We start from the raw sequence: 19,324 nt of genomic DNA on the forward strand, positions 1-19,324 counted from the left end.
GGCCCTCCTGTCGAGGAGTTCACTGATCGTGTTCCGTTGAGCGCATCCCTTGGCGGATCACTTGTCCTGGTGCGGTGCGATGCGGTAGCGCAGATAGGACGGCACCGCGGCGGCGAGCGCCAGCACCGCCACGACGCAGGTGACACCACCCACCACCGCGGCTGCTCCGGGCCCGACGAATCCGGCGACGAATCCCGCGCGGCCGTCGCCCAGGCGGGGGCCGCCCGCTCCGACGACGGTCCAGACCCCCGCCGTCCGGCCCAGGAACGCGTCCGGTGTCTCCCGCTGGAGCACGGAGGAGCGCAGTACTGCGCTGAAGGTGTCGGCCGCCCCCGCCGCCGCGAGGAACAGCAGCGCCAGCCACCACTCACGGGCCAGTCCGAACGCCGCCAGCGCCACTCCCCAGACGACGATCACGGTGATCGACACGACTCCGACCCGGCGCACCGCGGCGAGCCAGCCGCTGAGGACCGTGCCCAGCAGGTGCCCCGCCGCCAGCGCGGCGGAGAGGTAGGCCGCCGTCGCGGTAGTGCCGTGGAAACGTTCCACCGCCAGGGCGGGGAACAGCGCGGCCGGCATCGCGAGGACGGTCGCGACGATGTCCAGCCCGTAGCACATCCACAGCACCGGACGTTTGCACAGAAAGCGAAGCCCTTCGACGACGGATCCCACATCCGCCCGGCGCCCGCCGCCCGCCAGTGGCAGGCTCGGCAGCCCCCGGAGCAGGGTGACGGCCACCGCGAAGGCCACGATGTCCACGAGGTACGCCACCGCGTAGCCGCCCAGGACCACCATGGCGCCGCCGATCAGCGGACCGCCGATGAAGCCGACGGAGAAGACCAGGAACAGCAGCGAGTTGGCCGCCGACAGGTCGTCGGGCCCGACCAGCCTGGCCACCAGCGCTCGTCTGGCAGGCAGGTCGACGGCGAACAGGCCTGCCTGTACGGCGACACATCCGTACAGCAGCCAGAGGTTGTTCAGCCCCGCCAGCGCCTGGACGACCAGCACGACGCTCACCAGCGCCGAGCAGGACGCGACCAGCAGGATCAGCCGCCGCCGGTCCATCGAGTCGGCGACGGCCCCGCCGTACAGGCCGCAGACGACCATGGGCACCAGGGCTGCCAGTCCGACCGCCCCCACGCTCACCGAGGACTGGGTGAGCGAGTACACCTGCCACGGCACGACGACCTGCGTGACCTGGCTGCCGAGCAGTGTCATGCACTGCCCGCCGACGAGCCGGCGAAAGGCCGGGTAGCGCCGTAACGGGGTCACATCCACGAGGAGTCCCATGGGTTTAACGGTTGTCCCCCCGCCCGCGGTGAGTTTCCATGCGCTTCTTTCTCGGCGGTTCGTTCGGTGGTGGGGTGCCGTCCGGCCAAGGCGCCGTGGATCAGGTGACGCACGCCGAAGTGTAGGGCGGCGCGGCCCAGGCAGGGCGTTCGGAATCCCGGTCGGGGGCCGCCGGCCGGCCTGGACCGCCGAGTGTCCCGGCGATGCTTTCCAGTACGGCCAACTTCCCTTCGTACGGGGGCGAGTCCCTCGGCCAGGGGACGACGAGGTCGGTGAAGCCGGCTTCGCCGAACAGCCCCGCGGCGTCCTGGAAGGCCGCTGCCGAGGCGAGCACTCCGCCCGTGGTCGACCCGGTGACCAGCATCCGGCGCAGCGTGGCGGGGTCACGCCCGGACTCCGCGCAGGCCTCTTCCAGAGCGGTCGACTGCTGTCGCAGCAGCGGCAGGGCCTGCCGGTACGGGAGTGCGTCGAAGCGGCCGGGTGTCCCGTTGGTGACCCAGATGTCGGCGTACCGGACGGCGAGTCGCATCGCCCTGGGGCCTGCGGCGGCGACCGCCAGCGGGGTACGCGGGCGCTGGCGGCATCCCGGGCGCATCTGCACGCCGTCCGCCCGGTACCAGGTGCCGTGGTAGGTGGTCTCCGGGCGGCGCAACAGCATGTCGGTGAGTTCGGTGAACTCCTCGAAACGCTGCTGCCGCCGGCCGGAGGTCAGTGGACGCCCTCCCATGGCCCGCTCGTCATGGCCCCCCGCGCCCGAACCGAGACCGCACAGGAACCGTCCCCCCGAGATGTCGTCGAGGGTCATGACCTCTTTGGCGAAGGTCACCGGATGCCGGTACTCAGGGGTGGCCACGAGAGTGCCGATGCCGATGCGGGAGGTGACCGCGGCGGCGGCGGTGAGGGTGGGCACACAGCCGAACCAGGGCTCCTTGCGCAGCGACCGCCACATGAGGTGGTCGTGGGTCCACGCGTGGTCGAATCCGAACTCCTCGGCCATGCGCCATCGTTCGCGTGCGATCTGCCAAGGGGTCTCCGGAAGAATGACGATCCCGTAGCGCATGAGCGGGTCCCTTCGTGCTCAGCGGAAGAGCGACTCGACCTGTTCGTGGATGCGGCCGGCGGCGGTGATGTTCTCGGCGACGACGCAGTACCGGACGGTGCCGTCCGCCTGGCTGTACGCCTTGGTGAGGACCACGCCCGTACGGGTGTCGCGGTCGTAGGCGAAACCGGAATCGGCGAGCCGCCGCACCGCGGCGGAGAACGACGGAACCGGCCAGCCGCTGTACTCCGCGATCACCCGGCCCTCGGCGTAGTCGGGCCCGACCACGTGCTCTCCGATCACGGCGTAGAGGTGGGTGGAGCCGGTGATCCGGCCGTTGTACTCGGTGAATCGGACGTCCCCGTCCTGGGTCAGGACAGCGTCTGCGCAGAAGAAGCCCCGGTATCCCAGCGAGCGCAGCGACTCGCACAGCCGGCTGCTGGCGGAGACCAGGACGGCGAGCGGACCGGCCCCTATGTCCACGGACGGGATGACTTGGGCGTTCGCGACGGGAGCCGAGAACATCTCGCCCTGCTGGGAGAAGACGGAAGTGTGGTCGTTGATGATGAACTCGGCCGTGATGGCCCGGCTGTTGGGGAAGTACCGTTCGACGACCGCGGGGTAGCGCTCCTCGTTGGTGAGCCATGCCCACCGGTCGTCGAGGTACTCCCGCACGGCGGAACGTCCGGCGACCTCCAGCAGGCGTCCGGCGCCGACCGGTACCAGGCCGGGTACGGGACTGAGGATCTCGTTGCCGAGACCGCCGCAGGAGAAGTCACGCTTGAGCATGACGGGAAGGCCTTGGTCGTGCAGTTCCATGATCGCGTCTTCGGCGTCCTTGCGGTTGGTGCACACCGCGCCCTCCGGCAGCGGGACCCCTGCTCCGGCGGCCACGGCACGGAAGACCGCCTTGCTGTTCACCAGCGTGCCGCCGCCCTGGCTGACGAACGCATAGCCCGGAAGGGCATCCTCCGCTCCGAGCGAACGCGCCAGGGAGGCCACGCCCGCGTCCGGTGTCAGGGCGATGATCGTGTCGACCGGATCGCCGTTCAGGGTCTTGCGGAGCTTCGCGCGGAACTCCTCGTCGGCCAGGCGCTCGGCCGTCAGCAGCTCGGTGCCCGACTGCCCGGCCGGCGGGGTGAGGAACCGTAGCGCGGAGGTGTCCGTGCGGGTCAATGACGTGATGTAGGCGAGGAGTTCGGCTTCCGGCTCCACGGGCAGGACGATGACGTCGCCGTCCCGTGCGAACCACAGCAGCAGATGGGAGGACGCGGCAGCCGTCTGGAGATGGGCCTGCGGCAGTCGTTCGGTGTCACCGGCGAGTTCGTCGGTGAAGCAGTTGGCGATGAGGAGTCGTGTCATGTGCGGTTACCCCTTCGGTTCGGTCGGGTCGGCTCCAGCGGCGGGCCGGGGGCGCGGAAGCAGGTTCCCCGCGCGCTCGGTCGACGGCGGGGCCGGCTCTCGGGCGGCCGTGCCGTTCACTGCCCAGGACTCACTGCCTAGGACAGATAGAGATCCGTTTCCTCCCATGCGCGAACGGCCTCGTAGTCACGCATGATCGGTCCCTGGCTCTCAGCGGCGAGGTACACGTATCCGGGCACGGTGGCCAGGTCGACGGTCTGCGGCACCAGGGCGCCGGGTGCGATGGCGGCGTCGATGGCGACGCAGGTCTCCAGGGACGTCAGCAGGTCCCGCCAGCGTCCGGTTTCGCAGTACCCACGGCGTTTGTTGATCAGGTAGACCTGCCGGATCTCCCGGGACCAGCGGACCTCGTCGTCCGGGAAACGGGCGAAGGCGTCGGGGTCGGTGAGCGCCAGCGCGAGCAGGCGGACCTGTGACGTCCCCGAGTACTCCTCGTGCAACCGTGGCCGGGTGGAGCCCATCAGCCGCGCGCCCACCTCGATCAGGGCCGGTCCCGCCCCGGTGAGCATGACCTCGATGTGTGCCGCACCGTTGACCACTCCGAGAGCCGTGATGGCCCGCTTGGCGAAGTCGACGACGCTCTCGCCCTCCGCGCCGCCCCGCCGGACCGGTTCGTGGTAGTCGTACACCGGCTCACCGCCGGTTCCGCCGATCTTGACGCAGCGCCAGATGTCCACCACCTTGTGCAGGCCCTCGACCGTCACCGTGTTGACGATGAACTCCTGGCCCTCCAGGTATTCCTGGACCAGGACCGCGTGATTGGGATCGCCGAAGCAGTCGTTCCTGCCCAGCAGTTCCTCGGCGAACCGCCGGACCTGATCGGCGCTCCTGCACACGTGCACACCGTCGGTGGCGGCGCTCGCCAGCGGTTTGACGACCGCAGTGCGGCCTCCGTTGTCCTCGAAGGCGGCCACGGCCGCGTCGGCGGAGGTGACGCGGGTCCCGCGGGGGGCCGCCAGATCCGCGTCCCGTACGCATCGCGCCATCTCGTACTTGTCGCGGCGGGCGCGCACCGTCTCGATCCGGTTGTGGGGCAGGTTCATGCGGTGCGCGAGTACGTCGGCGAAAACGACTCCGGACTCGGCGCCGGCCACCACCTTGTCCACGCCGAGTTCGCCGAGAGCCGCCGCCGCCTTCTCGACATTGGCGGTGTGGCCCAGGTCCTGGATGTACGCGGTCGGGTCGAAGCCCCGGGTGTACGACTCGCGAAAGTCGGGTTTGGTTCTCAGATGGACGCATTCGGCATGGAGCCGGTTCAGTTCCTCCACCAGGAGCCGGCCTGCCGAGAAGCCGTCAACCACCGCGATGCGCATGTGCCTGCCTTCGGTCGCCGGCCGGGGCCGGAAGGACGTTCTGGTTGAAGTGGAAGACGTTGTCCGGGTCGTAGGCCGCTTTGACGACGGCGAGCCGTGCCAGCCTGGCCGCTCCGTAGATTTCGGCGACCTCGTTCCTCCGCCCGTCCTGGACGTAGTTCACGTAGGCACCGCCGTGGCGGTACGCGGCCAGTCGTTCCACGGCTCCGCGGGTCCACTCGATGTGGACCCCGTCGTCGGCGGGGTCGGTCCACTGGGAGGACACCGTGTAGATGTACGGAGCGCTTCTCCCGGGGAAGGCGGAGTCCTCCTCCGGGACGTCGGCGACGGCGCCGCGCAGATACTCCAGTTGGACGGAGGACAGCGGCGAGGGGAAACCGCGGGCGGTCGCCACGAACTCTTCGACGGCCGACGGAGTCAGATCGTCCAGGTAGGTCGATTTGGTGTAGTAGCGGTTGCCGGGCGGCCGTTCGTGGTCGCCCCTCGCCTGGAGCTCCACATGGGTCGTCGTCCGTCCGGTCGACACGGCGGGGGGTGCGGCTTCGTGAAGCGGCTCGATCGCGGCCGTCTCTTCGCCGGGCCGTCCGAACCAGACGGCGGTCAGGGAGAGGACGGGTCTGCCCCTCAGCCGGGCGGGCAGCCCGCCGTCCCGGCCCGGATAGGCGCCGGCGATCTTGAAACCACCGGCAACGTGCAGTTCCGACGACAGATGGCCGGTGAACTCCCGGTACGCCTGTAGAGCTTGCGGCGCCTGGTCCAGTTCGTACAGATCGGTATGGCAGTACAACGGCGTCACCGGCCGCAGCAACAGGGTGAAACGGGTGACCACGCCGAAGTTGCCACCGCCGCCGCGCAGCGCCCACAGCAGGTCCGGGTGGCTCTCCTGCGACGCCTCGATCACCGAGCCGTCCGCGAGCACCACCTCTGCGGCGAGGACATGATCACAGGTCAGGCCCCAGCGCCGACTGAGCCAGCCGTATCCGCCGCCCAGTGCGAGCCCGCCCAGACCGGTCCGCGAGATGATGCCGGTGGGGCAGACCAACTGGTGCGCGGCTGTCGCGGTGTCGAGGTCCGCCAGCAGGCAGCCGCCGTCCGCGTACGCGACGCGGCGCTGCGGATCCACCCTCACCCGCCGCATCCCGGACAGGTCGATCATCACCGCGCCGTCGGCGACCGCCGTTCCCGCGACGTTGTGGCCACCGCCGCGTACCGAGACTTCCAGCCCGGCGGACCGCGCGAACCGCAGTGCGGCGACGACGTCCGCCGTCTCGTAGCACCGTGCGATACGTGCGGGACGCCGGTCGTGCGTCCCGTTCCAGACCCGGCGCGCGGCGTCGTAGTCGGGATGGTCAGGATCCAGCCACTCCATCTGGGTCAGCACCTCGCTGCGGATCGGTTGCTCGGAGCGCGGTGCACGGCCGTACGGTCGGCCGTCATCGGACGGTCACGGACTGCCAGTCGAAGGACACTTCGTCCAGCACGCCGATTTCCGCGCACAGGTGGTGGAGGCCGCTGTAGTCCTGGACCAGGAGGGTGCGGCCCGGCTCGTTCTCGACATCGCGCATCATCGCCTCGCCGCCTTCGACGCCCAACAGCTCGACGATGCGGCGCCAGGTGGTGAAGTCGTTGGCGCCGAAGGCGGCGAGTCCGTCACCGAGGGCCTCGGCGAAGAACGCCTGATGCTCGGGGCCGAGCTTCCTGTACACCGCAACGGCTATCTCCTTGGAGATGGACGAATGGCAGTACTCGTCGCGATTGTGCAGCTCGGCCGTGACCCGGTTGACCGGCTGTACGTCGTCGTCCTGGGCCATGAGGTCGAGGTAGGCGTTGATGGACATCTCCGAGACGGTGGTGAACGCCAGCGTGATCAGCTCCCGTTGCCAACGGTGCTGCGCCCGGGCCAGGCGCTCCTCGTGCCTGCGTGCCTTCTTCGCCAGCGGCAGCGCGGTGTCGGGCATCCGCCACCCCCTGCAACGGCGGGTGACCGCACTGGCGTTGAGATGCATCAGGGTGTGGTACTGCTCGTCCACCATGGCCTGGGTGACGGCCTGTGCCACGGACTCGTCGAGGCCCGCGTCGAACGTCCCGCGGAGAATGAGGGAGAACCCCGGATTGACCACCCGTTGTTCGTTGTCCATCACGTTCTTGTTGAACGCCACCCAGGCCCAGGCGAGCAGCCTTCTCACGACGGCGTCGTCCAGCGCGAGATAGGTGGGATGGTCGCGGAACGGCAGAAGGTGCTCGGGGTAGTCCGGGCGCCGCTGCTCGAACAGGTCGTCCAGGTCCGGCTCCGCCTTCTTCACCGAGGCCCGGCGCGTCCAGTTCGACGCCAGTCGGCTGATGACGGCGCTCTCCATCGGGTCGTCGCGGTCGTGGTCGGGGAGTTCCGGGACGACTGGGCCGTCCGCAGGGGGCTGTGGCAGGTCCGTCATGCTCCCCCGCCGCTCACCAGGTGCCGTTCAGCACAGCGTGCTCGTACGCCTCGCCGTACCTGCGCTGGGGCCAGGAGTTGAAGGCGAGCAGGAACAGGTCGCGGTGTCCCTCCTGACCGGCGGGCGGGCTGATGTCGGTGGCGTAGTGCCGCATCGCCCGGTCGTCCAGCACGATCGCCTCACCCGCGCAGAGGGTCAGACTGAGGAACGGTTCGTCACTGTCGAGCGTCATGAGCTGGGTCTCGCCGCCGCTGATGTTCCGGCGGTCGACGACCGCGATCATGCTGTAGGTGTGCCCGTCCTGGTGAGGTCCCTCCGGCACCGAGACACCGCGTGTGTCGTCGTCCGCGACCACTCGCCACTGGTGGACGTCGGCCTGCCACACGAGGGCCTCGTCGAGAGGAATCGCCTCGGCGCCCGTACGCAGCAGGAAGGACGGGTCGATCCGCAGCGGTTCGTACTCCCTGAGCAGCCCGCCCGTCACACCGTTGAACTGCGTCGCTTGACAGAAGGGCCGGTGCGGGAGGAGTTCCGGCTGCCATCCGGACGCGTGCCCCATACGGTACTGCGAGAACCGTCGATACCGGAACTTTCCTTCACAGTACTGATCGAGGGGCAGAGTCTGGAACTCCTTGCGGACAGCATCGGACGTATTCCCGACAGTGATAAGTTGATAGCCTCGTTTATTCAACACCCTTTACACCACCCCGCCTTCACACGCCAGCCTCATCGGATTCTCGGATTCGCGGACGAGTTGTATCCCGAGGGAAATAATTCGCCGCGTCGACGCCGTCGGACAAGGGGCGAGGCATGTCCGGATCCTGCCTGGCTGATGCAGGACAGTTCCATGGGTGCCTGATGCGGTCACGGACTTTCAGGCCGGCCTGCGGCCCGGGCGGTCCGGCGGACTCAGCTTGCTCAGGGGCCGAGCCAGCCCCGGCGGCGGGCGAGCACTCCGGCCTGGAAGCGGCTCGTGGCCCCCAGTTGTGTCATGAGGTCGGCGATGATCCTGCCCACGGTGCGGGTGGAGACCGCGAGCCTCCGTGCCACCTGCGCATCCGTGCAGCCCTCCTGAAGCAACTGGAGAAGGACTTCCTCCGTGTCCGTGATCTCTCTGTCGAACCCTTGGCCGTGGGGGCCGAACGGTGCGGCCGAGAGCCAGACCTGTTCAAATACGGGTGCGATCGACTCGACTACCGAGGAACCGGACAGCACGACGGCGACGTCCTCACCTCCTTCGTTCGCCTGCTGGAAGAGGAGGGCCTTCCCGCCGTCGACGATGACGCCCCTGAGCGACAGCACCGGAACGGTTCTGATTTCTATCCCCTTGTCCAGCAGCCGCTGCATCTGCGACGTCCTGGCCCTGTTGTTGCGCATGCTGTCGAGTTGGACCGACTGAATGTGGACACCACGGAGCATTATCTCCTCACCGAGCCCCCTGTCGACATCGGCCGATTCGGGAATCAGCGGACCGTTCGGCGTGAAAGCCATTATCCGGTTCTTCGCCTCACGGGAAATGCGGACCAATCGATCGTGTATTTTTCCCGTTCCGTTGACCTGTTCGACATCCAGCAGGGCGGGCCCACAGCGTCCGGAGTATTCGACGGTAATTTCCCTGACAGCCACCTTGCACTCCTGCAGCACTTGCGCGCGTGCCGCCAGTGCTGCGTTCTCACGTGCGATCAGTGCTTCCAGACCAATTTCCGGTTCGACCGGATGCAGCTCTCCCGAGCCCATCCGGGAAGGCCAGAGCAGTGATAGATCGGCAAGCTCTTTTACTTGCTGCATCACTTTTGATTCGTGCCAGTCAAGCTGCTTGGCCACCTCCTGAACGCCCACTCCCGGGCGTCTGATAATCGTGAAGTAGAGTTCCTCTGCATCATGGCCGATCCCAAATGGCTCCAGCAACGAAGACTCCTCCGCGGGGGGATTACTCCACCATGCCAACGGCATCGTGGAGTACCGGACGAAGCCACCCTCTTATTCCCTGAAAACAAGCCGGAAGGGTCGGCTCGCGCATGTTCGTCGAAGCGCTGTGACGCGGCAAGATCAAATTCAAAGGCCGCCAAACCTTGTGACTGTGATAGCACCACGGAGTGGAAAGAGCAGAAGATCACCTTCATGCTGTCCGTATCTCGCCGTTCACACGGAGACCACACCGCACTGCCAGATCTCCTGATCACACGTCTTCGTCTTCGGAGGGCGGGAACTGCATGATTGGCTTGATTCCAGCCGTCGTGGCCCTGCCCCGCGGGAGGGGAGGGCGACGGCCGCCCCGCTCCCGGGGCAGCGGACACCACCCGGGCCCCATCACTGGAACGTTGTCACGGGAGAAACCGTCACCGGGCGCCGCGCACCGCCGCCTTGACCATCTCCGCGGCGAAAATGGGCAAAGAGGCCAGATGCAGGTAGAGGAACAAATGTGGTTCGACAAGCTCCAACTCCAGCACCCGCGGCCCGCCGTCGTCACCGTCGACGAGATCGACGCGCCCGTAAAGGAGTTCGGCACCACCCGGCACGGCTGCCAACGCGCTTGTGGCAACAGCCAATTCGGCCGAAGTCGCCGCCCAGGGCTGAAGCCGGGGATGTGGAATCTTCTTCTCGTCGTAAGGAACACCGGGCGTGAGAACGGCACTCTTGACATCGGCGTGGAGGAAACGTCCGCCTGAGAAGTGCAGCGCCCGTTCTCCCTTCACGTCGATGCTGCGCATGTACGGCTGCACCATCGCGGTCATCCCCTCGGCGTGCATCCGGGCCACCTGTCGCGCCGCCGTCTCATGTCCTTCGGCCGGGTAGCGTGCGGCGAACCGAGCCCCGGCGCCGACGGACGGCTTGACGACGTACTCCCCCTCGCCCGGCAGGTCGACCACACTGCCCGGAGCGAAATAGCGGGTGTCGACGACCGGGACTCCCGCCCGGGAAAGGTCTTCGAGGTAACGCTTGTCCACATTCCACCGCACCACATCCACGGGATTGGCCAGCGTGGTGACGGCCGCACACTTTTCCGCCCATGCCAAGAACTCCTCGACCCTGGAGAAGTAGTCCCAGGCCGACCGAATCACCACAAGGTCCCAAGCCGCCCAGTCCACGTCCGTGTCGTCCCAGCGCACGACCACGGGCTGCGCCCCACGGCTCTCCACCGCTTCCATGACGACCGGCAGATCACGGTCCCAGTCGGGATCCTCCAGTACAGCCTGGCAGGTGACGAGCGCGATGCGGGGGCCGAATGCCACGGTGGACTCCTCACTCGGGTGGCCGACCGACGGCGGAATGCTGTCACGGACGGCTGCTGCCCGCCAGCCCCTCGGAGGAGTGCCCACGACGGCGGTTTCGTCGACGGACGACACGAGACGGGGCGCGCCCCCAAGGGCTCCTCGGCATTCCGGCACGGTGCCGCTCGGGCCCGGGACGCTGTCGCGGTGGTGAGGGCGGGCGGCACCAGCACATCGGCGCCCGGAGTACGCATGCAGGCGTGTTCCTGCTGCTGTACTCTGCCGATCCGCCGGGACTTCTCCCGGGGTTTGAAGCGGGGTTGCTGAACCCGCTCAAGGACGGAAGGCCGGCTCGGCTGCTGTCTTCCGGACTGCCGATACCGACGCCCTCGGGCAGGAGTCGCCCCGCCCCCGCCCTGCTCCGCACTCTCCGTCGCCCTCCCGCACGGAAGCACGCGAGGTCTACGAAGGAATCCCATTGCAGCAGACGACGGCCGACGCACGGGAAGAGCAGAGTGCTTTCCCCGTCACCAGGTCGGCCCATACGTGCGCGCCTTTCTCACCGCCCACGCCCCCAGGGCCTGCCTGGCGTAAGCCGCCTGCCCGATTGCCGCACGGGGTGTCGCGCCCCGTCGCCGCCCGGGACCGCCTTCGAGGAGTCCTGCGCCACTCGGCATCCTGCCTCCGCGGCCGTGGCGCGTGGTGAGCCGACGCAGCCGGCGGACCTTCCTCACCGCGGTGGGAGCCCTCGGCACCGGCACCGCGCTGGGGGTTCCCGCCTACGCCTCCGCAGCGGCCCGCGACACGCCGACCGCCGACGAGTACGTACCCGTGCAGCTCCTCAACATCTGCGATCTGCACGGGTACTTGCAGGGGCCCACGGGCGGCGACTCCGTCATCTGGGGAAACGGCGGCGAGATGTACGTGGTCGGCGGTGTCGCCGCCATGGGCACCCACCTGGAGCGGCTGCGGGGCGGACAGCGCAACTCGTTCTTCTTCGGGACCGGTGACCTCTTCTCCGGCTGGGAGTTCGACGCCGCAGCCTTCTCCGACGAACCGACCATCGAGGCGCTCAACAAGCTCGGCCTCGACTTCGCCACCGCCGGGAACCACGAGTTCGACAAGTCGCCGTCCCAGCTGATGCGGCACATACAGGACGGTCACGCCTACCCGGTCATCGGTCGCGACACAGGGTTCCGTGACTCCACCGGAAACCGGTATCACGGCATGGACTTCCGCTACTACAGCGCCAACGTGGTACACGCCCGCAGCGGACGGCCCGTGCTGCCCCCGTACCACATCGAATGGGCAGCGGGCCCGGCCGGGCAGCGGATCCCGATCGGGTTCATTCACCTCACCGTCGCCGGCATGGAGTCGATGGACAACTCGTTCCACCCCGGGCTGAAGACCCTCGACCTGCTCACCACCGCCCACCGCTGCGCAAAGAAGCTCAAGCGGCACGGCGTGGGCGCGATCGTGCTCAGTGTGCACGACGGGGCCTTCGCCGGAGACGACTTCAACAGCGGCAGCAACCCGACAGGGCCCGCCCACGATCTCGCCCTCAAGGTCTCGCCCGACATCGACGCCATCGTCTGCGGACACTGGCACACCCGGTTCAACATGATGCTGCCCGACCCGGACGGCGTGCCCAGACCCTTCGTCGAGGCAGGGTTCCACGGCCAGGTCATCAACGAGATCAACCTGCACCTCGACCCCCGTACCGGCAGGGTGATCCGTGAACTCACCGTCTCCACCAACCACCCCAACGTCCGCGACGTCACCCCGCACCCCGAACTCAAGGCCATCACCGACTACTGGGCCGAAGAGGCCGCCGCACGTCAGTTCAGCCGCATCGGCCGACAGAACGGTCCGTTCACCCGCACCCGCAACACTGCCGGTCAGAGCACCATGGGTGATCTCGCCGCGGACTGGGCCCTGTGGGCAGCGCAGAGACCCGCTCCCCCGCACGACGACTCGAACATCCACCGGCACCTCCCCGCCCAGCTCGCCCTCGTCCCCCTCGCCCCCCTTTCCGGCCGGTCCGTCGTCCGGCACGACCTCGTGCCGGACGCCGACGGCGAGGTGACGTTCGGCAGCGCATGGCAGACGATCGGGATCGGCCAGCCCACGGTGTCCGTCACCGTGACGGGCCGGCACATCCACGACGCTCTCGAACAGCAATGGTCCACCGACCCGTACGGCACACTCCGGTTCGCCCCCCTGGCCGTCTCCGCCAACGTTCGATATTCCTTCGACGCGTCCCGCCCCGTAGGCGATCGCGTTGACCCTGCCGACGTGCGGATCGACGGTGTACCGCTGCGACTCCACCGGAAGTACCGACTCGCTGCCGCCTCCGGCACGATTCTCGGCATGGACGGCTACCCGGCACTCACCGACTACCGCAAGCCCTACCGCTATCAGCGTGACTACGAGAGTTTCATCGCGTTCGTACGGGAACAGACGCTCCTCACCCCGTCGGCACTTGACCGGGTGACGGTGAAGAACACAGAACTGCGCACCAAGAACCCGAACGTCAGCAGGGTCACCGACCCTCCCGAGCCGGTGCGCGCATCCTGCTGTACGCCACGACGTGCGTGAGCTGGAGTGTGTCCCTCAGGAACCGGCCGCAGATCACCCCTGTCCCGGCCGGGGCCGGGCGTACGTTCTCGCCGAGCACGGCATCCAGGGATTCGGAGAGGCGTCGTCGATCACCTCGTCCGAGAGAGATCTCCTCGGCGGCCCCGGTCGCCCGGGCGGCTCCTGCGTACCTCATGACGTGGCGCTCTCTCGGGTAATCAGTTCGACGGCAGCTTCCAGACCCCCCTCCGCGAAGGCGATTCGCTGGCGGTCCGCTCCGGTGCCCTCTCGCAGGAGGCGGTGGACCAGGCCGGTCACCTGCCGGGCGTCGCCGGAGGCGTCAAGCGCCGGAGCCACATGTCGCAGGAGCTGGCTCAGCACATCGCCGGCACTGCGTCGCCTGCCGTTCGGGGCGATCAAGGTACTGCCCAGGCCGTGCCTGGCCGCGTGCCACATGCTGGCCTGGAGCATTTCCGGGGCGCAGTTCGGGCCATCGGCGCCGGCGGTCGCTTCGGTCAGAGCGGTCTCCACGAGAGCCCGGGTGACCCCGGCGAGCATGACCGCGTCGTCCACGCGCAGCTGAACGTCCAGACACCGTATTTCAACAGTGGGGTACCGCTCCGACAGGCGGGCCTGCCAGTACAGCTGCCCGCAGTCCGCGATCACGTCGCTTTCCAGCAGTTGCCGGACACGGCGGTCGTAGTCGTCTTCACCGAGAAAGTACGGAGGTATGCCGGTGACCGGCCAGCGACTGAAAATCGTAGTGCGCCAGCTGGCGAAGCCGGTGTCGTGACCGTCCCACAGCGGGGAGTTCGCCGACATGGCCGTCAAGGTGGGCAGCCAGGCCCGGATGCGGTTCAGGACCTGCACACCGGCCTCGCGGCTGGGCACGGCGACGTGCACGTGCATGCCGTTGATCAACTGCTCCGCGACCAGCTGAGGGGCCCGGGCGCGCAAGGTCCGGTAGCGGGCCCCGTCGGTGACCGCCACGGGCTGCGCGTCACGCAGCGGCGGCGTCGCGCAGGCCACGAACCGGCACCCCTGCGTCTCCGCGGCTGCCCCGACAGCATGCCGCAGACGCAGCAAATGGCCCCCGACCTCTTCCAGCGTGCCGCACACCGGGGTCGCCACCTCGACCTGAGCCTGGAGCAGTTCCGGCTGTACCTCGCCATCGGCGGTGAGACTCTCCACGCCCATCATGTGGCGCACCTTCTCGGCCCGCGCCACCGGGAGACCTGTAACAGCGTCAATCAGCAGATATTCCTCTTCCACGCCGATCGTTGTCATCATTGCCCTCTGCTCTGCTCCCCGCGGGCGCGACCGTGTCGGTGCACACTCCTCGTCGCACTCCGTAAGCGAAGCGTCGTGCGCCCAAGGGCCACCGGTGGGCGACCTCAGGAGGTCTCGCCGGAACGTGTGGTCATGCGGGGCCGCTCCTGCACCGTGGCGGGTAGGAGCTGCCTGTGAGACGCGGTGCAAGCGTCTCCCACAGGGCCGCAGCCATTCTGCTCCCGCCGACGTGCCTGCCTGGCCGAAGCACGAGGGCTGGTCCTCCATCTTGAGGTGGATCGGCGCTGTGCGCACCTTCACCGCTCGTACGTATTGATCATGTCGATGACGATGAGCGCGCTCCTCCTCATGGACTTGTCGCCGCTCGGGGGGTGTGGAACGGCCACGAGGTACGCCCGCGGGCCGACCCCTGCCCGTCACTTCACGCTGTCCGCGCTGTGTGCCAGTCTTCGCAGGCGCCGGTTCGCTGCGGTCACCCCGCGGCCGTGGCGCGCGAGGCCCGCCCAGGAGTCCCTCTCCAGACGGTCACCGAGGTCGGTCACCGTCCAGCGGCGTGCGGTCAGTTCAGGGTCGTCCAGTTCACCCCAGGCCAGCGGCACGGCCACGGGGGCGCCCGGCCTGGAGCGGACGGCAAACGGAGCGACCACGGTCTGGGCATAACCGTTGCGCGCGACATCCAGATACAGGCGCCCCCTGCGGGATTCCTTGCGGGGTTCGGTCGTCAGCTCCTTGTCGTGCCGCGCGGCCAGCGCGACCGCAGCGGCGCGGGCGAACGCCAGCACGTCGTCGGCGTCGTCGCGCCGGCTCAGCGGTACGACCACGTGCAGGCCTCGCGAGCCTGTGGTCATCAGGCCCGACGGAAGGTCCAGCTCCTTGAGCAGCTCGTGCAGGCGGTGCGCCGCTCGGCGTACGGGCTCGAAGTCGTCGGCTGGCGGGTCGAGGTCGAAGACCAGACGGTCGGGACTGCGCGTCCGGTCGGCGCGGCTCAGCCAACGGTGCGGGGTGATGCACGCCTGGCCCGCGAGATAGACCAAGGTCGCCGTGTCGTCGCAGACCACATGCGTCACTTCGCCACCCTCCTTGGCCACCGAGGTGCGATGGATCCAGTCGGGGAAGTAGTCGGAGACCTCCTTCTGATAGAAGCGCTCTCCCTCGATGCCGTCCGGCATCCGCTCAAGCATCAGGGGCCTGCCTCGCAGCTCGGGCAGCATCCGAGGGGCCACACGCCGGTAGTGCTCGGCGAGATCGGCCTTCGTGATGCCGTCCTGCGGAAACAACTCCTTCTCAGCCCGCTTGACGTTGACCTTGCGTCGCCCGATCCGCATCTCGACGTCTGGACTCACGCCACCGCCTCCTTCGCACCGAAGCTCTTGCCGCCCCTGCTCCCCCGCTCCCGGCCCCTGGCCCCTGGCCCCTGGCCGGATCAGGGGAGCGGCGTGCCTCCGGTGGCGTTCATGATCTCCGCGGTGATGAAGCTCGCGTGCTCCGAAGCCAGGAACACATACGCGGGTGCCATCTCCGCGGGCTGAGCAGGCCGGCCCATCGGTGCCTGTTTGCCGAACTCCTTGGTGTCCGGCAGCGTCGCCGGGATCAGCGGCGTCCACACCGGCCCCGGAGCAACGGCGTTGACCCGGATGCCGTTCTCGACCAGCATCTTCGCGAGACCCTGGGTGAACGTCACGATGGCGCCCTTGGTCATGGCGTAGTCGAGCAGGTGGGGGCTCGGCCTGTACGCCTGCACCGACGTGGTGTTGATGATCGACCCGCCCGAAGGGATGTGCGGCACGGCCATCTTGCACAGCCAGAACATGCCGTACAGGTTCGTGCGCATCACCCGGTCGAACTGCTCCGTGGTGATGTCCTGGATGCCCTCGGGCCGGGACATCTGATACGCCGCGTTGTTGACCAGTACATCGATGCGCCCGAACTCCGCCACGGCCCGCTCCACCAGGCGACGGCACTGTTCCTCTTCCCGGATGTCGCACGGCACGGCCAGACCTCGGCGTCCCGCCTCCCCGACGAGGCGGGACGTCTCCTTGGCGTCCTCCGCCTCGGCGGGCAGGTAGGTGAACAGGACGTCCGCGCCCTCGCGTGCGTAGGCCAGAGCAACGGCCCGCCCGATACCGGAGTCGCCGCCGGTCACGACCGCCACCCGGTTCCGCAGGAGCCCGCTCCCCCGGTAGGAGTCCTCGCCGTGGTCGGGGGGCGGGTCCATCGGACCGGTCCAGCCCGGCGGCTCCTGGTCCTGCTGACTGAATTCCGGCTGCGGGTGCTTGGTGGTCGGGTCCTGCGGGGTGTCGCCCATCAGTGCTTTTCCTTCCTTCCTCGAATCCCTCTGCTTCCAGGTTGCGCCGCACCTGGCGCAGGCGCGAACGCCCACCGCTCACACTGATCGAACTGCGTGGACGCATGCCTGTGCAGCATCGGGTGTCCCGCGATCCACGCCTCCACACACATGCAGGGCGAGATATTCCACTCCCCTACGATCACGACAGTGAAGCTCCTGGTGGACGGGTTCTCGACCAAGATCACCCGTGCCGCCAGGAGCTTCTGTGCTTGTGTACCGTCGTCGCGGGGAGATCTGCTGGTACCCGGATCTCCCCGCGTCCCGCCCAAGGTGGTTCAGCAGCTGGTCACCCAGCGGTGGGACTGGAGCCAGGCTCCGGCGGTCCCGTTGGTGTTGCCCTGGAAGTTCTGGGCGGCGCACGCGTAGTAGTTCTTGTAGTCGGCCGAGTGGTAGAACTTCACGTGGCGGTAGCTGCCCGCGCCACCGGTACCCCGGTTCCAGATCGACATCACTCGCTTGTTGTCGGACCAGCTGCACACAACCGCGCCGGCCCGCCAGTTGTTGTCGTCGCCGTCCCAGGCACACACGTCACCGGTGCCGTTCAGGCCCGAGTAGACGCAGATGTCGCCTGACACACAGCCGCCCCATGCCAAGGCCGTGACCGGTGCGGCGCTCGCCTGTCCCGCCCCCGCACCCAGCGTGCCCGCCAGGGCGAGTGCGCTGCCCGCCGCCGCCAGTGCGAGTCTTGTCCGCTTCATTCCGGGCATCCGTTCTCCTCGTGGTTCTGGGAGCGCCGCTCCGTCGCGGCGCCTCCGTGCCGTCCACGTTGACAGGGGCGGGAGCACTCGCGGGATGGCTTCAATTCCCCCTGAAACGAGGGCTGTTACGCACTTAGTGTGGTAGGCCGCCGAAGCCTGGGGGAGAGCTGTGCTGCGGATCCACTTCACGGCGGACGACCTTGCGAGAACGCGCCTGGCGCCCGGACCGCTGCCCATGTGGGAGACCATCCTCAGCCTGCACCGGCTGCAGCGCAGGGACGGGAGCCTCCTTACCCGGCAGTGGAGCAGCTCCGTACGGGCCGGGCTGCCGAGGGGGTGGGAACTGCTCGGGGCACTCGTGCCCCGGCAGGGCTACTTTCCCGACTTCCTCACCCCCGCCACCGCCCACACCGCCCTGGCCACCGCCCTGGACGAGGTGCTGAGCAGCCCCCGGGAGGTACTGGCACGGGACATGGCCCAGTTGGCCGACGACCGGCCGCTGAACCACTGGACCACCGCGCTCGGCACCGGACGCGTCGAAGCACTCGCACGGCTCGAACGCGTCACGCACGCGTATCACCGGGCCGCCGTGCAGCCCTACTGGGGGAGGATCGAGGCGCAGGTGCTCCGCAGCCGGGCGACTCTGGCCGAGGCCATGGCCGGGGAGGGCGTCGAAGGACTGCTCGCTGCGTTGCCTCCGGCCATGCGGTGGCGGCGCCCCGTCCTGGAGGTCGACTATCCGGTGCACCAAGACCTGCGCCTGGGGGGCCGGGGGATCCTCCTGGTCCCGTCGTTCTTCTGTCACCGCACCGGCGTGACCCTGTTCCACAACGACCGCACGCCGGTTCTCGTCCATCCCGTCGAACACGTCCTCCCCGAGGAACAGACCGATCCCGGCCACCACACGCGCTCGCTCGCCGCGCTGCTCGGTCACACCCGGGCCGCTGTCCTGGGGGCCCTGAGCCGGCCCGGCACCACGGGTGAACTGGCGAGCCGGACCGGGGTGCTCCCCTCCTCCGCCAGCCAGCACGCCACCGTGCTGCGCGAGGCCGGGCTCGTGCGGACCGTGAGGGACGGGAAGTCGGTCCGGCACACGCTGACCCCCCTGGGCGCCGCGCTTCGCACCCGGGGGGCCATGCCTCGGGTCATGGGCCCGGAGGTCCTCCACGGCCGCTGTCGGTCGTAGGAACAACCGTCGTCGACCGTGACGGTACGTGCGGCAGCCGGTGGAGGCGGCTTCCTCCCCGACGACCAGTCGTCTCATTTGCCTCGCTCGGCAAGTGTCGGGCATCTACTCTGTTACTACCTGCTGGGGGACTTGCCAGGACATTCGGGGGGACGCATGCGCTTGGTGATCAGTGTGGGTGAAGGTGCGGTCGAGGGTGAACTGCGGTCTCTCCACGACTGGTTGATGACCGACAGGACCGTACGCCGGGGCGCCCTGGCCGAGCTGGCGTCGGCGGAGCCGCCGGAGCCCGGCCGGCAGTCGTCGGCCGTCGACATCCTGTCGCTCGTACTCAGCAGTGGCTTCAGCACGGCCTCTCTCGGCGTCAGCATCGCCAACTGGCGTGCCACGCGACCGCAGCACCCCACCGTGACGGTTGAACGCCCCGACGGCACCAAGGTGAGCATTTCCGGCGCGGCCCCTGATGTGGAGCAACACCTGATGCACCGGCTGCTCAACCCCGAGCCCTGAGATCACCG

At 68.5% G+C, this 19,324-nt stretch carries 16 protein-coding genes; 3 read left to right on the top strand and 13 right to left on the bottom strand.

Annotated features, from left to right (window positions below; genetic code table 11):
- Positions 1 to 57: 57 nt before the first annotated feature.
- The 9 genes from ACWGIG_RS00685 to ACWGIG_RS00725 all read right to left on the bottom strand — a co-directional run bounded on the left by ACWGIG_RS00685 (position 58) and on the right by ACWGIG_RS00725 (position 10,729).
- Positions 58 to 1,290, bottom strand: a complete 1,233-nt coding sequence (locus tag ACWGIG_RS00685) for an MFS transporter (protein ID WP_453319273.1) — start codon at positions 1,288 to 1,290, stop codon at positions 58 to 60.
- 100 nt (positions 1,291 to 1,390) lie between these two features.
- A complete protein-coding gene (locus tag ACWGIG_RS00690) occupies positions 1,391 to 2,350 on the bottom strand; it encodes an LLM class flavin-dependent oxidoreductase (RefSeq protein WP_453319274.1) in 960 nt (319 codons plus the stop codon).
- An 18-nt stretch (positions 2,351 to 2,368) separates the two neighbouring features.
- The gene (locus ACWGIG_RS00695; RefSeq protein ID WP_453319275.1) at positions 2,369 to 3,691 is read right to left on the bottom strand and encodes a preATP grasp domain-containing protein; all 1,323 of its coding nucleotides are present in this window, start codon (positions 3,689 to 3,691) and stop codon (positions 2,369 to 2,371) included.
- Between the two features lie 137 nt (positions 3,692 to 3,828).
- Positions 3,829 to 5,064 carry an ATP-grasp domain-containing protein gene (locus ACWGIG_RS00700; RefSeq protein ID WP_453319276.1) on the bottom strand — a complete coding sequence of 412 codons (1,236 nt, stop codon included), beginning with the start codon at positions 5,062 to 5,064 and terminating at the stop codon, positions 3,829 to 3,831.
- Positions 5,045 to 6,433, bottom strand: coding sequence for an FAD-binding oxidoreductase (locus ACWGIG_RS00705; RefSeq protein ID WP_453319277.1), 1,389 nt, complete (start codon positions 6,431 to 6,433; stop codon positions 5,045 to 5,047). Before ACWGIG_RS00705 ends, ACWGIG_RS00700 begins: the two co-directional genes overlap by 20 nt.
- Before the next feature lie 64 nt (positions 6,434 to 6,497).
- Positions 6,498 to 7,496 carry an AurF N-oxygenase family protein gene (locus ACWGIG_RS00710; RefSeq protein ID WP_453319278.1) on the bottom strand — a complete coding sequence of 333 codons (999 nt, stop codon included), beginning with the start codon at positions 7,494 to 7,496 and terminating at the stop codon, positions 6,498 to 6,500.
- 13 nt (positions 7,497 to 7,509) lie between these two features.
- The gene (locus tag ACWGIG_RS00715; RefSeq protein ID WP_453319279.1) at positions 7,510 to 8,190 is read right to left on the bottom strand and encodes a 2OG-Fe dioxygenase family protein; all 681 of its coding nucleotides are present in this window, start codon (positions 8,188 to 8,190) and stop codon (positions 7,510 to 7,512) included.
- A gap of 224 nt (positions 8,191 to 8,414) precedes the next feature.
- A complete protein-coding gene (locus ACWGIG_RS00720) occupies positions 8,415 to 9,404 on the bottom strand; it encodes a LuxR C-terminal-related transcriptional regulator (RefSeq protein ID WP_453319280.1) in 990 nt (329 codons plus the stop codon).
- A gap of 431 nt (positions 9,405 to 9,835) precedes the next feature.
- Positions 9,836 to 10,729, bottom strand: coding sequence for an ATP-grasp domain-containing protein (locus tag ACWGIG_RS00725; protein ID WP_453319281.1), 894 nt, complete (start codon positions 10,727 to 10,729; stop codon positions 9,836 to 9,838).
- A 681-nt stretch (positions 10,730 to 11,410) separates the two neighbouring features.
- On the opposite strand from ACWGIG_RS00725, the gene ACWGIG_RS00730 reads away from it, so the two are divergent.
- Entirely contained in the window at positions 11,411 to 13,306 is a 1,896-nt protein-coding gene (locus tag ACWGIG_RS00730; RefSeq protein WP_453319282.1) for a bifunctional metallophosphatase/5'-nucleotidase, read from the top strand.
- Positions 13,307 to 13,477: 171 nt separating this feature from the next.
- On the opposite strand, the gene ACWGIG_RS00735 is transcribed toward ACWGIG_RS00730, so the two are convergent.
- The 4 genes from ACWGIG_RS00735 to ACWGIG_RS00750 all read right to left on the bottom strand — a co-directional run bounded on the left by ACWGIG_RS00735 (position 13,478) and on the right by ACWGIG_RS00750 (position 17,629).
- Positions 13,478 to 14,572 carry a carboxylate-amine ligase gene (locus ACWGIG_RS00735; RefSeq protein WP_453319354.1) on the bottom strand — a complete coding sequence of 365 codons (1,095 nt, stop codon included), beginning with the start codon at positions 14,570 to 14,572 and terminating at the stop codon, positions 13,478 to 13,480.
- Positions 14,573 to 14,991: 419 nt separating this feature from the next.
- On the bottom strand, positions 14,992 to 15,900 hold the full coding sequence (gene ligD, locus ACWGIG_RS00740; protein ID WP_453319355.1) for a non-homologous end-joining DNA ligase: 909 nt from the start codon (positions 15,898 to 15,900) through the stop codon (positions 14,992 to 14,994).
- A gap of 98 nt (positions 15,901 to 15,998) precedes the next feature.
- Positions 15,999 to 16,880, bottom strand: a complete 882-nt coding sequence (locus ACWGIG_RS00745) for an SDR family oxidoreductase (protein WP_453319283.1) — start codon at positions 16,878 to 16,880, stop codon at positions 15,999 to 16,001.
- A 317-nt stretch (positions 16,881 to 17,197) separates the two neighbouring features.
- Positions 17,198 to 17,629: a peptidase inhibitor family I36 protein gene (locus ACWGIG_RS00750; protein ID WP_453319284.1), complete on the bottom strand. Its 432-nt coding sequence runs from the start codon at positions 17,627 to 17,629 to the stop codon at positions 17,198 to 17,200.
- Positions 17,630 to 17,855: 226 nt separating this feature from the next.
- Here ACWGIG_RS00750 and ACWGIG_RS00755 point away from each other — a divergent pair, with 226 nt between their 5' ends.
- The gene (locus ACWGIG_RS00755; protein ID WP_453319285.1) at positions 17,856 to 18,806 is read left to right on the top strand and encodes an ArsR/SmtB family transcription factor; all 951 of its coding nucleotides are present in this window, start codon (positions 17,856 to 17,858) and stop codon (positions 18,804 to 18,806) included.
- Between the two features lie 156 nt (positions 18,807 to 18,962).
- The gene (locus ACWGIG_RS00760; protein ID WP_453319286.1) at positions 18,963 to 19,316 is read left to right on the top strand and encodes an effector-associated constant component EACC1; all 354 of its coding nucleotides are present in this window, start codon (positions 18,963 to 18,965) and stop codon (positions 19,314 to 19,316) included.
- Positions 19,317 to 19,324 lie beyond the last annotated feature (8 nt).

The sequence above is a fragment of the Streptomyces sp. NPDC054863 genome (assembly GCF_053610825.1).